The sequence below is a fragment of the Roseovarius sp. genome, from assembly GCF_040223625.1.
Lineage (GTDB): Bacteria > Pseudomonadota > Alphaproteobacteria > Rhodobacterales > Rhodobacteraceae > Roseovarius.
Map to the genome: position 1 here is coordinate 43,809 of NZ_JAVKFX010000072.1, position 13,499 is coordinate 57,307.

Annotated in this window: 17 protein-coding genes; 5 read left to right on the plus strand and 12 right to left on the minus strand. The window is 67.4% G+C overall.

Annotation, left to right across the window (positions count from 1 at the left end):
• Nucleotides 1-3: 3 nt before the first annotated feature.
• A complete protein-coding gene (locus RLN94_RS20365) occupies nt 4-804 on the minus strand; it encodes a bifunctional hydroxymethylpyrimidine kinase/phosphomethylpyrimidine kinase (RefSeq protein WP_350128023.1) in 801 nt (266 codons plus the stop codon).
• A 1-nt stretch (nt 805) separates the two neighbouring features.
• Nucleotides 806-1,291 carry a flavodoxin family protein gene (locus RLN94_RS20370; RefSeq protein ID WP_350128020.1) on the minus strand — a complete coding sequence of 162 codons (486 nt, stop codon included), beginning with the start codon at nt 1,289-1,291 and terminating at the stop codon, nt 806-808.
• Between the two features lie 117 nt (nt 1,292-1,408).
• Between RLN94_RS20370 and RLN94_RS20375 the strand changes: the two genes are divergently transcribed.
• Nucleotides 1,409-2,326, plus strand: coding sequence for an MBL fold metallo-hydrolase (locus RLN94_RS20375; protein ID WP_350128017.1), 918 nt, complete (start codon nt 1,409-1,411; stop codon nt 2,324-2,326).
• A gap of 83 nt (nt 2,327-2,409) precedes the next feature.
• Entirely contained in the window at nt 2,410-3,270 is an 861-nt protein-coding gene (locus tag RLN94_RS20380) for an MBL fold metallo-hydrolase (protein WP_502949434.1), read from the plus strand.
• Between the two features lie 10 nt (nt 3,271-3,280).
• Here RLN94_RS20380 and RLN94_RS20385 read toward each other — a convergent pair whose 3' ends face one another.
• The 10 genes from RLN94_RS20385 to RLN94_RS20430 form a co-directional block, all read right to left on the minus strand.
• The gene (locus RLN94_RS20385) at nt 3,281-3,703 is read right to left on the minus strand and encodes a DUF302 domain-containing protein (RefSeq protein ID WP_350128011.1); all 423 of its coding nucleotides are present in this window, start codon (nt 3,701-3,703) and stop codon (nt 3,281-3,283) included.
• Nucleotides 3,704-3,862: 159 nt separating this feature from the next.
• Nucleotides 3,863-4,873 (minus strand): c-type cytochrome, encoded by a 1,011-nt coding sequence (locus RLN94_RS20390; RefSeq protein ID WP_350128008.1) that lies wholly within the window; start codon nt 4,871-4,873, stop codon nt 3,863-3,865.
• Entirely contained in the window at nt 4,857-6,125 is a 1,269-nt protein-coding gene (gene soxC / locus RLN94_RS20395) for a sulfite dehydrogenase (protein WP_350128005.1), read from the minus strand. Before soxC ends, RLN94_RS20390 begins: the two co-directional genes overlap by 17 nt.
• Before the next feature lie 13 nt (nt 6,126-6,138).
• Nucleotides 6,139-7,845: a thiosulfohydrolase SoxB gene (gene soxB / locus RLN94_RS20400; protein ID WP_350128002.1), complete on the minus strand. Its 1,707-nt coding sequence runs from the start codon at nt 7,843-7,845 to the stop codon at nt 6,139-6,141.
• Nucleotides 7,846-7,938: 93 nt separating this feature from the next.
• Complete coding sequence (gene soxA, locus RLN94_RS20405; RefSeq protein WP_350127999.1) at nt 7,939-8,793, minus strand: sulfur oxidation c-type cytochrome SoxA; 855 nt, start codon at nt 8,791-8,793, stop codon at nt 7,939-7,941.
• Nucleotides 8,794-8,861: 68 nt separating this feature from the next.
• Nucleotides 8,862-9,191 carry a thiosulfate oxidation carrier complex protein SoxZ gene (gene soxZ / locus RLN94_RS20410; RefSeq protein WP_350127996.1) on the minus strand — a complete coding sequence of 110 codons (330 nt, stop codon included), beginning with the start codon at nt 9,189-9,191 and terminating at the stop codon, nt 8,862-8,864.
• Between the two features lie 20 nt (nt 9,192-9,211).
• Nucleotides 9,212-9,631, minus strand: coding sequence for a thiosulfate oxidation carrier protein SoxY (gene soxY / locus RLN94_RS20415; RefSeq protein ID WP_350127993.1), 420 nt, complete (start codon nt 9,629-9,631; stop codon nt 9,212-9,214).
• Between the two features lie 34 nt (nt 9,632-9,665).
• Nucleotides 9,666-10,145, minus strand: a complete 480-nt coding sequence (soxX, locus tag RLN94_RS20420; protein ID WP_350127990.1) for a sulfur oxidation c-type cytochrome SoxX — start codon at nt 10,143-10,145, stop codon at nt 9,666-9,668.
• A 107-nt stretch (nt 10,146-10,252) separates the two neighbouring features.
• On the minus strand, nt 10,253-10,831 hold the full coding sequence (locus RLN94_RS20425; RefSeq protein ID WP_350127987.1) for a thioredoxin family protein: 579 nt from the start codon (nt 10,829-10,831) through the stop codon (nt 10,253-10,255).
• Between the two features lie 15 nt (nt 10,832-10,846).
• Entirely contained in the window at nt 10,847-11,584 is a 738-nt protein-coding gene (locus tag RLN94_RS20430; protein WP_350127984.1) for a cytochrome c biogenesis CcdA family protein, read from the minus strand.
• A gap of 78 nt (nt 11,585-11,662) precedes the next feature.
• On the opposite strand from RLN94_RS20430, the gene RLN94_RS20435 reads away from it, so the two are divergent.
• The 3 genes from RLN94_RS20435 (at nt 11,663) to RLN94_RS20445 (ending at nt 13,475) form a co-directional block, all read left to right on the plus strand.
• Complete coding sequence (locus RLN94_RS20435; RefSeq protein ID WP_350127981.1) at nt 11,663-12,043, plus strand: hypothetical protein; 381 nt, start codon at nt 11,663-11,665, stop codon at nt 12,041-12,043.
• A 68-nt stretch (nt 12,044-12,111) separates the two neighbouring features.
• Entirely contained in the window at nt 12,112-12,396 is a 285-nt protein-coding gene (locus tag RLN94_RS20440; protein WP_350128147.1) for an ArsR/SmtB family transcription factor, read from the plus strand.
• Between the two features lie 26 nt (nt 12,397-12,422).
• Nucleotides 12,423-13,475 carry a YeeE/YedE family protein gene (locus RLN94_RS20445; protein WP_350127978.1) on the plus strand — a complete coding sequence of 351 codons (1,053 nt, stop codon included), beginning with the start codon at nt 12,423-12,425 and terminating at the stop codon, nt 13,473-13,475.
• Nucleotides 13,476-13,499 lie beyond the last annotated feature (24 nt).

Sequence of the window (13,499 nt, forward strand, 5' to 3'; positions counted from 1 at the left end):
CGGTCAAACCCTTTCCGAAGCGATCGGCGCGGCGGCGGTCCACCGCGGCGCGCCCGCGACGATCGCAAGATGATCGCATCCCCGCGAGGCCTCCGCCAGCGCCGCTACGTGCCCCAGCGCTTGGCCCACCGGCAGACCGGCCGCGATGAGCGCGGCGAACACGTCGCCGATGCCATGCGGCACGTCCCTTACCTTCGCGGTCCGGTACAGCTCCGCCCTGTCCGCCGTCACCGACAGCACGCCCGTCTCCGTATCGCCCAGCGGCGGCGAGGTCACATGCACCACCGGCGCGCCCAGCGCCGCTGCCGCTTCCCTCGCCCCGGCCAAATCCGCGCAATCCCGCCCCGTCAGCCAGCCCAGCTCGAACAGGTTCGGCGTCACCACATCGGCCAGCGGCACCAGCCGGTCCCGCACCGCCTCGGCCACCTCTTCTTTCACGTACAGCCCCTTCGGATGATCCCCGAGGATCGGATCGACCACCACACGCACGCCGGGCGCCGCCGCCCTCATCCGCTCCACCATCCCGACTGCCGCCTCGACATGCCCCGCCCCCGGCATGTAGCCCACCAGAACGCCCGCATGCCCGGCCAGCCAGCCATTCGCCTCCAGCGCCCCGACCATTTCGGTGATCCGCTCGGGCGCGATGGCCGTGCCCGCCACCTTTGGCCAGGCCGGATGGTTCGACAGCACGATCGTCGGCACCCCCGTCACCTCGACCCCGAGCCGCTGGCACACGGGCTGCCCCGCCGACAGCCCCACATGCCCCATCGCCACCACGCTCGACAGGATCAGCACGCGCGCCACCTCAGAACGCCCCCATGCTCAGCCCCGCCGCCAGCGCCTGCCCAAGGTCGCGGCATTTCGCCAGCTCCGCCTCGGCAATCGTCTTCTCGGCCAGGATCTCCTCCGGCGTCTGGGCATGGGTGCAGACGATCAGCGGCTCCTGCACCTCCCGCAGCCGCCAGCCCTGCGCGATCCGCGCGATCTGGCGCACGGCGTTGGTGCCGTCCGACCCGGCACAGACCATCTGCGCATACGGCCGCGCCTCGATCCGGCCGAGCACCGGGTAATAGCAACGGTCGAAGAAATCCTTCATCACCCCGGCAATCGCGGCCAGGTTCTCGGGGGCGCAGAAGATATACCCGTCCGCCCGCAACATATCCTCCGGCCCGGCCTCCGCCGCGGGTTTCAGCACCGTCGGCGCCTCGCCCTCGGCGGCCTCGGCGGCGGCCTCGGCCATCTGCCGGCTGCCCCCGGTCTTCGAGTGGTAAACGATCAGAAGTTCTGTCATGCCGCAAACCTAGCGCCCCCGCCGCCGGCTGACCATATCCGGTGTCCGGGCTTGCCCGGCGCGGCGCGCAGGGTTAAAACATTCACAACACCGAATATAAACGGGAGGGAGACAGCAATGACCATCACCAGACGGCAAGTCCTGAACAGGCTGGGCATGGCGGCCATGGCCTCCGGCCTCGCGGGCCTCGCCACCCGGGTCATCGCCGCCGGAGACGGCCGCGAGGTCATCACAGCAAGCGACGGCCACCTCGTCCTGCCCGGCGATTTCGTCTTCGACGGCATGCCCGAGGAACAGCTCGCCCCGATCCTCGAGCGCCACGACATCTCGCGCGAGGAGATCCGCCAGCCCTGCAACGTCACCCTGCTGCGCGACGGCGAGAAGGTGATCCTGTTCGACGCCGGCGCGGGCCCCCTCTTCATGCCCAGCGCGGGCGATCTGGCGCTCACGCTCGACGGGCTCGGCATCGCGCCCGAAGACGTGACCGACATCGTCTTCACCCATGGCCATCCCGACCACCTCTGGGGGGTGCTCGACGATTTCGACGAGCTGCTCTTCCCCGAGGCCGCCTTTCATTTCGGGCAGGCGGAATGGGAATACTGGTCCGACCCCGACACCGTCGACACCATCGGCGAGGCGCGCGCCGCCTTCGCCGTGGGCGCCCGGCGCCGGCTCGACGCCATCGCCGAAAAGACCGGCTTCTTCACCGATGGCGACGAGGTGCTGCCCGGCATCATGGCCCATGCCACCCCCGGCCACACGCCGGGCCACATGTCCTTCGAGATCGCCACCGGCGGCGACCCGGTGCTGGTGGCGGGCGACGCGGTGACCAACGCGCATGTGAATTTCGAACAGCCCGGCTGGCCCAGCGGCTCCGACCAGGACCCCGAGCGCGGCGCCGAAACCCGCGCCCGCCTGCTCGACCGGGCCGCCGCCGACGGGCTGCGCCTGATCGGCTTCCACCTGCCCGGCGGCGGCATCGGCCGGGTCGAGCGCACGGGCGGCGCCTTCCGTTTCGTGGAGGAGGCGGCGTGAGGCTCGCGGCCGTCGCCGCCGCGCTCCTCCTCGCCACCGCCGCCACGGCCAGCGAGCGGATCGCCGACAAGTACCCCGGCTCGATGCTCTACGACGCCCCGGTGGAGGTCATCCCCGGCGTCTGGTCGGCCATCGGCGCGACCGCTCCGCCCACCTACGAGAACGCGGGCCACAACAACAACCTCAGCTTCATTGTCACCGGCGAGGGCGTGGTCGTCATCAATGGCGGCGCGGCCTACGGCCTTGCAAAGGCGCTGCATGACGAGATCAAACGCATCACCGACCAGCCGGTGACGCTCGTCTTCAACGAGAACGGCCAGGGCCACGCCATGCTGGGCAACAGCTACTGGGCCGAACAGGGCGTGCCCATCGTCGCCCACGAGGACGCGGCGCAGGAAATCGAGGAGTATGGCGGCACCGTGCTCGAGGGCATGAAACGCTACAACCGCGACAAGGCAGAGGGCACCACCGTGCAGGGCCCCACGGAAACCTTCTCCGACGCCTATATCGTCGAGATGGGTGATTTCCGCATCGAGGCCCGCTATCTCGGCCCCGCCCACAGCCCCGGCGACATAATCGTCTGGCTGCCCCGGCAAAGCCTCGTCATCTCGGGCGACATGGCCTTCCACGAACGGCTCCTGCCGATCTTTCAGCACACCCATACCGCCGACTGGCTGGAGACGTGGGAGACCGCGTTCGAACCGCTCGGCGCCACCTACGTGATCCCCGGCCACGGCCATCCGACCAACATGGCGCAGGTCCGCCGGTATACGCGCGACTACCTCGTCTATCTCAGGGGAAAGATCCGCGCGCATATCGACGCGGGCGGCGAGCTGGCGGATGCCTATTACGTCGATCAATCCCCCTATGCCCATCTCGACACGTTCGACGAACTGGCCACCAAGAACGCCGGCCGGGTCTACGAGCAGATGGAATGGGAATGACGCGGCGCGCCTAGTCCAGCGCCTCCTGCACGATCGCGTCGAGGAAGGCCTGCACCTCCTGCATCTCGCCCTCGGGGAAGGTGCGATAGCCGATCTGCACCGCGCCCTCCCGGTCGATCACGAAGATCCCGTAGGGGCAATGCGCGATGTTCAGCGGATCGGCCTCCATCATCTTGCGCGACAGGCTGGCGGAACAGAACTGCATCACCACCGCCCCGTCATAGAGCACGACATCGCTGCCCACGTCCTCGCGCGTGCGGGCCAGCATCTCGCCCACGTCGCTCACGTGATCGACGACCAGCCCCTGCCCGATGATCGCGTTTTCCAGCGCGAAGGTGGCATCCTCGTAGCTGCCCTCGAAATCGTAGGTCACCGCATCGTCCGCCGCCGCCGGCGCCGCGGCCAGCATCAGCGCTGCCACCAGATATCTCATGCCCGCTCCTTTCGTCGCACCCGCACCCATCATGCCAGACACGCCCCGGTCATGCCAGCCACACCCCCGGCTTCTTCTGGCCCCAAATATCCCCGCCGGAGGCATCCGAAGGCGCGTCGCAGAACCACCGCCGCAAACCGGGCGCCACCGGCCAGCCCATCACTCGAACGTCGCCAGGTAGGCCGCGATCGCCGCCCGGTCCTCTTCCGATCTCAAACCGGCAAAGGCCATCTTCGTGCCCTTCAGGAACCCCCGCGGATCGGCCAGGAACGCACCCAGCGCGTCCTCGGTCCAGACCAGCCCCTCGGCCGCCGCCGCCTCGAGCGGCTTGGAGTACCGGAACCCCTCGACCGCCCCGGCGGCCCTGCCCATCACGCCGTTCAGGTGCGGGCCCACGCGGTTCGTCGCGCCCTCGCCCACCTGGTGACAGGCCTTGCACTTGCGGAACACCTTCTCGCCCTCGGCCACCAGCTCCGGGTCAGGCCCCCCCGCATCGGTCGCCGCCACCTCGACGGCCTCCTCGGACGCCTCATCCCCGCCTTCATCCTCGGGCGTCACGTCCAGCACGCGGGCGCGCATGGTGATCTCGACGCTGTCCTTGCAATCCTCCATGCAGGGCGCGTCGGTCCAGAAATGCGCCTCCGCCTCTTCCCGGTCGTCGACGATGAACCCGTCGGCATTGGGCATGGCCACGTCGAGGAAATTCTTCTCCGACAGAACGAAATCCTCCTCCACCAGGTAGTTGGAATAGAGGATATAGGCCGTGATCGCGTAGACCTCGTCATCCGACAGGCTCTGCGCGTCGCCGAAGGGCATCGAGCGGTGCACGTAATCCCAGACGGTCGACAGGTAGGGCCAGTAGGAGCCCACGGTCTTCACCGGATCCTTGTCGGCCAGCGTGCCCTCGCCCCCGGCCAGTTCCGGCCAGTTGCCCACGCCTTCCGCGAATTCGCCATGGCAGGACGCGCAGCGGGCCGAGAAGAGCCGCTCGCCATCCTTCACCGAGCCCTGCCCCGCGGGCAGCCCGGTGCCGTCGGGATGCACATCCAAGTCCCACGCCGCGATCTCCTCGGGCAGCGCCGGGCGGCCGAGATCGTACTGCCCGGCCACCGCCGGCGCGGCGACGCCGAGGCCCAGCGCCAGCACAACCCAGTCACGATACCTCGACATTCTCCGCCTCCCCGCTTTCGCGCACCCACCATGTCTGGATGCCGTTATTGTGGTAGATCGAGTTCTCGCCCCGCACCTCGCGCAGTGCCGCCTTGGACGGCTGCACGTAGCCGGTCTCGTCCATCGCCCGGGATTGCAGCAGCATCTCCGAGCCGTCCCACTCGGTATCGAGGTAGAACCGCGTCAGCGCCCGCGCCTCGCCGGGCCGGGCCAGCCGGGCCGTCTCCCAAGTTCGGCCGCCGTCCTTCGACACGTCCACACGGGTGATCGCCCCGCGCCCCGACCACGCCAGCCCGGTGATCACCAGCGGCCCCGGCCCGTGCGGGATCGGCGATTGCGGGCTGGGCGAGGTCACGACGGATTTTGCGTCCATCTCCCATGTCCACTTGCGGCTCGTGCCGTCGGCCAGCGTGTCGGTGTACTTGCTGGTCTCCTCGCGGCTTTCGACCGGCGCATCCATCACCTCGACCCGGCGCAGCCACTTGATCCAGAGGTTGCCTTCCCAGCCCGGCACCACCAGCCGCACCGGGTAGCCATGTTCCTTGCGCAGCGCCTCGCCATTGGCCTTGAACGCCACCAGCACGTCATCCAGCGCCTTTTCCATCGGGATCGACCGGCCGTTCGACGAGGCATCGGCGCCCTCGACATAGACCCATTTGCCTTCGCCCTTATATCCCGCCTCCGCAAGGATCGTGCGCAGCGGCACGCCGGTATATTCCATGTTGTGGATCATCCCGTGCGTGAACTGCGCGCCATTGAGCTGCGCGCCCGCCCATTCCATGCCGGAATTCGCCGCGCATTCGCAGAAATAGACGTGGGTCTCCCGCGGGAAGCGCGTCAGATCCTCGTAGGTGAAGACCAGCGGCGTCTCGACCAGCCCGTTGATCATCAGCCGGTAATCTTCCTTGCGCAGCTCGATCGCGCCGGAATGGTGCCGCTCGAAGGCACAGCCCTGCGGGGTGATCGTGCCGTCCAGCGCGTGGATCGGCGTGAAGTTGATCGAGCTGATCGTGTCGGCGGTCAGCCATTCCACGTTCCGCCGGATCACGTCATCCTCGAACCGGATCGGCAGGCCGTAGGGCGTGGCATCCACCCCCTGGCCCAGCCCGGCGGCCCAGTCCTGCACCTCGGTGATCAGTGGGTCGGGCCCGGCGGCCCGTGCCGCCCCGGTCCCCGCCGCCACCGCCGCCGCCGCGCTGCCGCCAAGGAACGCGCGGCGCGAGGTGGGTTTGCTTGCGAAACTGTCGGACATCGCCCGCCCTCCTTCACTCGCCCTCGACGCCGGTCACCGTCACGCTGTCGGCCCCGCCGACCGTGACCGTGCCCAGCTTGCGGATATGGTTCTCCACCACGTCCCAGATCGGCGGCCCCTCGGTGCCCTCGTTGACGCTGGCCCAGCCGGCCACAACGTAGCTCCGCTCCGCCTCGATCGCCTCGCCGCTGCCAAGCAGGGTCAGGTCGGAAATCCGCTCGCCCTGCGGCTTGGACACGTCGATCCGGTAGCCCAGACCGCCGGTGCGCACCATGTCGCCGCCCTGCTGGTAATAGGGGTTGGGGTTGAAGATGTTGTCGGCCACGTCCTCCAGCACCACTTTCAGGAATTCCCCCGTCATTTCCGTGCGATAGGCCTCGGGATAGCTCATCGAGGTGACGCTCCAGATATCCTCGCGCGTGATGTCGTCGCCGGGGATCAGGCTCGGCCCCCAGCGCACGCCGGGCGACAGCGCGATCTCCGCCTCCCGCTCCGACAAAAGCGCGTCGCAGATCAGGTCATCCCACGTGCCGTTGAAATTGCCCCGGCGGTAGAGCAGGCTGTCGGTCTGGCCGATCACCTCGCCCATCTCGGCCTCGAAGGGCGCGCGCTGCTCGTCGATCAGCGCTGTCATCCCGGCATCCGGTTCGATCACGTCCGAGAAGACCGGGATCAGCTTGTGCCGGAAGCCCATCATCCGCCCGTCGCGCACGTCGAGGTCCACCCGGCTGACGAACTTGCCGTTCGACCCGCTCGCCACGATCATCGTCTCGCCCACCAGCACCGGCTCGGGCAGGGCATCATGGGTGTGGCCCGACAGGATCACGTCGATCCCCTCGACCACGGTCGCCATCTGCTTGTCCACGTCGAAGCCGTTATGGCTCAGCAGCACGACCAGCTCGGCCCCCTGCCCGCGCACCTCGTTGACCATTTCCTGCATCCGCTCGTCGCGGATGCCGAAGCTGAAATCCGGGAACAGCCAGCTCGGGTTGGCGATCGGCGTGTAGGGAAAGGCCTGCCCGATCACGGCGATCTTCGTGCCGCCGCGCTCGAAGAACTGGTAGGGCGCGAACTCCTCCGAAGGCTCGTCCCATTCGGCGTCAAAGATGTTCTGCCCCAGCGCCGCGAAGGGCAGCCCCTCGACCAGCTCGCGCACCCGGTCCTGGCCCAGCGTGAACTCCCAGTGAAAGGTCATCGCGTCGGGCTTCAGCGCGTTCATCACGTTGACCATGTCCTGCCCTTCGGTGTGATGGCAGGTGTAGGAGCCGTGCCACGTATCGCCCCCGTCCAGCAGGATCGCGTCGGGCCGGTCGGCGCGGATGGCGTTCACCACCGTCGCCACGCGGTCCATCCCGCCCATTCGGCCATAGGCCCGCGCCAGCGCGGTGAAATCGTCATAGGTCAGCGCGTAATGCGCGGGGCTGCCATCCTCGATCCCGTACAGCCGGCGGAAGGCGGCGCCGGTGACATGCGGCACCTCTCCCTTGTTCGCGCCCACGCCGATATTCACGTCCGGCTCGCGGAAATAGACCGGCTTCAACTGGGCATGGATATCGGTGACGTGGATGAGGCTCACGTTGCCGAACGTGTCGAACTGCAGAAGATCGTCCTGCGTCAGCGCCTGCTGCGCGGCCAGTTTCGACCAGTTGCCGAACCCGCTGGCCCCCACCAGCGCCGAGGCGGCCATCCCGACCTGAAGAAAATCGCGGCGTGAAATCATGTTATGCGCTTCCTGACCCGCCTTGACATGCGGAATATTGAATGTGTTCAGACAAGGAAAACCCCGCACCGCGCGCGCGATGCGGGGCTCCACTCAGTTACGAACCGACGGTGCCTCGACCGACAGGCCGTTGCCGCGGCTTGCGACATACAGTTCCAGCGCCACGAATTCGGGGCTACCGGGGCTGTAGGTCTCGGCGCGGGTGTCGCGCACGCAGCCCTTGAAGCGGGCGTGCACCGTGTTCAGCTTGGCGTTCTTCAGCCGGTAGACCGGGAAGCCGTTGATCTGCCCCTGGCTCAGGTGGTCGGCGCGGATCATGTTGCCATAGTTGTTCTCGTGGCAATTCGCACAGCTCAGCTCGAGCTGCCCGGTGCGGGTATAGTAGAGCTCCTTGCCGGCCTCCCACGTGCTCTGGGCCGGGCCGTCGATGGCCACGTCCACCGGCATCCCCCGCGACTGGACCGAGATCAGCGCCTCCATGTTGGCCATCTCGCCGCTGGTATAGCCGTAGGGCTCGGCGCCCATCTGGTCTTCGCGGCAGGCGTTGATCTGCTGGGCCAGCGTGCGCACCTCGCCGGCGGCCTCGTTCCACTTCGGATAGACGGCGCGGACGCCTGTCATGCTGTCTTCGGGGGCGTCGTGGCAGCTGGCACAGGATTTCTCGGCGCTGCCCTCGACCGTTTCCCACTGTTCCATGCCGATATCGACGAACACCATGCCGGGGTTGTCGAAATCGTCCATCTCCAGCGCCTGCGTCTCGTCCGAGCGGAAATGCCAGCCCGAGATGATCTCGGGGATGCCGGTCTCCTCCATGTGGGCGGGCGCCTCGGTCTTGGTCACCATCTCGGTCTCGCCGTTGATCACCAGCGTGTCGTCATCCGGCCCGGCCAGCGCCAGCCCCGGCGCGACAAGCAGCGCGGCGGCGGCGGTGAGTGCTTTGAGTTTCATCTAATCCTATCCTCCCTGGCGTGGTCCCGCGCCCTCTTTGCCGGGGCGCGGAACTGGCTTGCAGATCCTCAGCCGACCTCGATCGCCTTGGTTTCCTCGTAGACCGACCCGTCATCGTCGTTCCAGACGAACTTGAATTCGCCGGCCTCGGGCACCGTGGCGTCGAATTCGAAATACGGGTTGGTCGAGATCGCCGGCTCCATCTTCACGTCGATCACGGTCTCGCCGTTGAAGGTACAGGTGAAGTGGTTGATGATCGAGCGCGGGATCTTGTTGCCGTCGCTGTCCTTGCGCTGACCCGATTCCATCTTGTGGCTGATCAGGGTCTTGATCGTGATCACCTCCCCGGCCGAGGCCGACGAGGGAACTTTCACGCGGGGGCGTACACCTTTTGCCATCTGTCTTGTCTCCTACTGCCTCAGCCGCCGCAGCCGCCGATGGTGACCTTCACGGCCTTGGTGGCCTTGGCAAAGCTGCCATCGGCCAGTTTCGCCACCGCGATCACGTCCTGCGAGGTGGCAAGGCGGATGCGGGTCTTGGCGCGGGTGGCCCCGGCCAGCGGGCCGAAATTGAACGTCGCCACGGGCGGCACGGGGTTGCCCGCCGCCAGAACCATGATCGCCGTCGCGCCCTCGGCGCCCACCTCGATCGGCACCGTGTTGCCGTTCTCGGCAATCTCCGGCGCGTTCAGGTCGACGCCGCCCTCGGCCACGTCGGCCCCGCCGGTGAACTCGGCGATCAACTCGTCGGTCGTCGCCGCCATCGCCGGCAGCGGCAGCGCGGCCACCGTGGCGGCGGCCGCCCCGATCACCAGCGTTTCGCGTCTCGTGAATTCCATTGTCATCTCCTCTGGGTGTCTCGGTCGCAGGACGTCACTCTTCCTTCTGGGTCATCAGGAAGGCCACGACATCCTCGATCTGTTGTGCGGTCAGCAGGGGCGGAAGCGGCTCCTCGCCCGCCTTGCCGGTAAAGGCGTCGCCGGGGCGGATGAAGCCGCTGCTCTTGTAATAGGCGGGCATCATCGATTCCGGGAAGGTGTTCTTGGCGTTGCTCACGATCCCGCGCAGCTCGGCCTCGGTCCAGCGGTCGCCCGCGCCGTCCAGCACCGGGCCGATCTCGCCGTGGAACGGCGCATCGCTCAGCGCGCTGACCTGGTGGCAGGCCACGCAGTTGCCCATCGACCGGGCCTTCATCACCTCGGCGCCGTTCTCGGCGTTGCCCTCGGCGCCGCTCAGCGAGGTCTCGACCGCGCCGTACTCGCCATAGGTCACGTCGTCAGGGGCCACCTCGTCGGCTGCCGCGCTGACCGCCGTCATCAGAACGGCCGCGCAAGTTGCTGTGAGTATCCGCATGTGTCCTCCCGTTACACATTCATGTTTTTATATACCATAGCTTGGCAGGCCGCGGCCGGGCAAGAATAAATTCGAATTCTTGAATTCGACGAAACATCATGTCCGGCTCAGTCTCCCAGGTCGACGTCCCGCTCACGAACCATCCGCGCGTGGTAGCGCTGGAAATCCTCCGCGTTCCCGCCTTCATACCGTTTTTCGTTGACCCAGGTCAGAAGGTCAAGCGTGGTGCCCGCCTCGAAGGCGCCCGGCATCACCGCCACGGCGGCCTGCGCGGCGGTCTCGCCCTCCTCGACCTCCTCGGGCATGAACAGGATCGAGGGGGTGAACATCACCCCCCATTTCCGCGCCGCATCGCGTTCCGAGATCAGCTCTCCGTCGAAATCCGTCACCTCCGTCGCGCCGTAAAGGTCCATCTGGATGACGAAGTAATTGGCCTCGATGTAGTCCTCGATCACCTCCATCGGAAAGACGTTCTCGTGCATCCGCGTGCAGTAGATACAGCCGCGCTGCTCGAACAGGATCATCAGCCGCTTGCCCTCGGCATTGGCCTCGGCAAGATCCTCGTTCAGGTCCTTGAACGTGTCCCGCATCCAGTCGGTCTTGTGCAGCCCGTCATCGCCCAGCTCGGCGGCATGCACCGGCAGGGCCAGCATCAGGGCGGCGATCATGGTCAGCAGCCGTGTCATCACATCTCTCCTCCGTCAGATATTCTGGAAGGCCGGAAAGGCCTCCAGCATCCATTGCGCGATATAGTTGACACTATCCGTCGCGATCAGAACCGCAAACACGATCAGCAGCAACCCCATCGCCTTTTCCACCTTCGGCAGGTGCCGCCGGAACCGCGCGGCGAAGCGTAGGAACGGCCCGATGAACAGCGCCGCGATCATGAAGGGCGTCGTCATCGCCAGCCCGAAGACCAGCAGCAGCACCAGCCCCCGCAGCGCCGTGGCCTCCGTCGAGGCGGTGAACACCACCGCCGTCAGCACGCCGCCCACGCAGGGCGTCCACCCCGCGGCAAAGGCGAACCCCACCACGTAGGCCCCTGTGACCGACATCTTCTGGGTCGAGCCGGCCTCCATCTGGAACACCCGGTTCAGGAACCCGATCTTCAGCACGCCCAAAAAATGCAGCCCGAGGATGAACACGATCAGCGCCGCCACCAGCCGGAACTCCGTCTGCACCGACCGGAACGCCTGGCTCAGGCCGAAGGCCGCGGCGCCCAGCAGCACGAAGACCGTGATGATCCCGGCCGAGAACATCACCGACGCCCAGAACGCCCGCCGCCGCACACCCGGCGCCAGCTCGCCCGCGCCGCTGATCTCCTGCATCGAGGCGCCGGCCATGTAACTCAGGTAGAACGGCACGATCGGCAGCACGCAGGGCGAGAAGAAAACGATCAACCCGCCAAGAAAGGCGCCAATCAGCGAAACATCCAGCATAATCCACGCCCGTCATTCTTGATCGCGGTTCATATTCAAACTATTTTATATGTCGCGATCCCGTCAACCGGAGCCTTCATGCCCTTTCGCCCCGCAATTGTCACGGCCCTTGGTCTGGCCGTCATCACCGCTCTGCCCCTGCGCGCGGTCGAAGCGGCAGAGCTGGTCATGGTCGAACGGCCCGGCTGCCACTGGTGCCAGCTCTGGCACGAGGAAATCGGCGCAAGTTACGACAAGACGGAGGAGGCAAGCCGCGCGCCCCTCCGCCGCGTCCGCATCGGCGACCTGCCCCCCGAAATCGACTTCGCCACCACCCCCGTCTACACCCCCACCTTCGTGCTGGTCGACGACGGCGCCGAACTCGGCCGGATCGAGGGCTACCCGGGCGAACATTTTTTCTGGCCGATGCTGACCCAACTGCTCGACGCCCACCCCGACGCCACCGGGGAAGGCTCGTGAGCCCCGGCCTGCCCTCCGATACCACCGGCGCGACGGAGACCCCGGCCACGCAGGCCGAGCTCGACCGCATGGTACAAAGCGCCACCGAGGCGGCCACCTTCCTCAAGGCGATCAGCCACGAGGGGCGGATGATGATCCTCTGCCACCTCGCCACGGGCGAGAAATCGGTGACCGAGCTGGAACGGCTGCTCTCCGCCCGGCAGGCGGCGGTGTCGCAACAGCTCTCGCGCCTGCGCGCGGAAGGCCTCGTCGCCCCGCGCCGCGAGGGCAAGGCGATCTACTACCGTTTGACAGACGACCGCGCGATCCGAATACTCGACACTGTCCACGATCTCTTCTGCCGCAAGCGCTGAGGTCCGGGCACCGGGAGGAGGAAAACGTGTTCGACGGCATCTCCGATGCGGCGCTGATGGCCCTCGTGGGCCTTTTCGGCGGCGGGTTGCTGGGCCTCGCCGCCCGGCTGGGGCGCTTCTGCACCCTCGGCGCCATCGAGGATGTCCTCTACCAGCAAAGCGCCCTGCGCCTGCGCATGTGGGTGCTGGCCATCGGCGTGGCGGCCACCGGCGTACATCTCCTCGCCGGGCTGGGCGCGATCGACCTCTCGGAAACCCTCTACCTCGCCTCGCCATGGTCGCCCGTCGCCAGCATCCTCGGCGGGCTCATTTTCGGCTACGGCATGTCCATCGCCGGCACCTGCGGCTTCGGCGCGCTGGCCCGCACCGGCGGCGGCGATTTCCGCGCCTTCGTGATCGTGCTGGTCATGGGCATCTCGGCCTACATCATGCTGTCGGGCCCCCTTGCCGCCGCCCGCGTGGCGCTGATCTCCGGCACGGAGGTCAGCCTCGACACCCTCTCCATCGCTGGCGTCATCGGCCAGATCGCGGGCGGCGGCGCCATCGGCCCCGGCCTCGTCGCCGGCCTTGCCATCACCGTGGCCGCGCTGGCCTCGAAGGACGCCCTTTCCAGACCCGCCCCGCTTGTCTGGGGCGCGCTCGTCGGCCTCGCCATCGTCTCGGGCTGGTGGGGCACGTCGGCCGTCGTGCAAAGCCATCTCAGCGCCCTGCCCGTGGTCTCGCACACCTACTCGGCCCCCTTGGGCGAAACCCTGCTCTACGTCATGACCTCCAGCGGCGGCGGGCTCAGCTTCGGGGTGGGGTCGGTCGCGGGCGTGCTCGCCGGGGCCTTCGCGGGCAGCCTGATCAAGGGCCATTTCCGCTGGGAAGCCTGCGAGGACCCCCGCGAACTCCGCCGCCAGGTGCTGGGCGCGGTGCTGATGGGCTTCGGCTCGGTGCTGGCCTTCGGCTGCACCATCGGACAGGGGCTCTCGGCCTTCTCGGTGCTGGCCTTCTCGGCGCCCGTCACCTTCGCCGCAATTTTCATCGGTGCCGCCATCGGCCTGCGCCAGCTCATCACCGGCTTCGCCGTTTCCTGAGAATCCGGTTACGCTCCGGTGGGG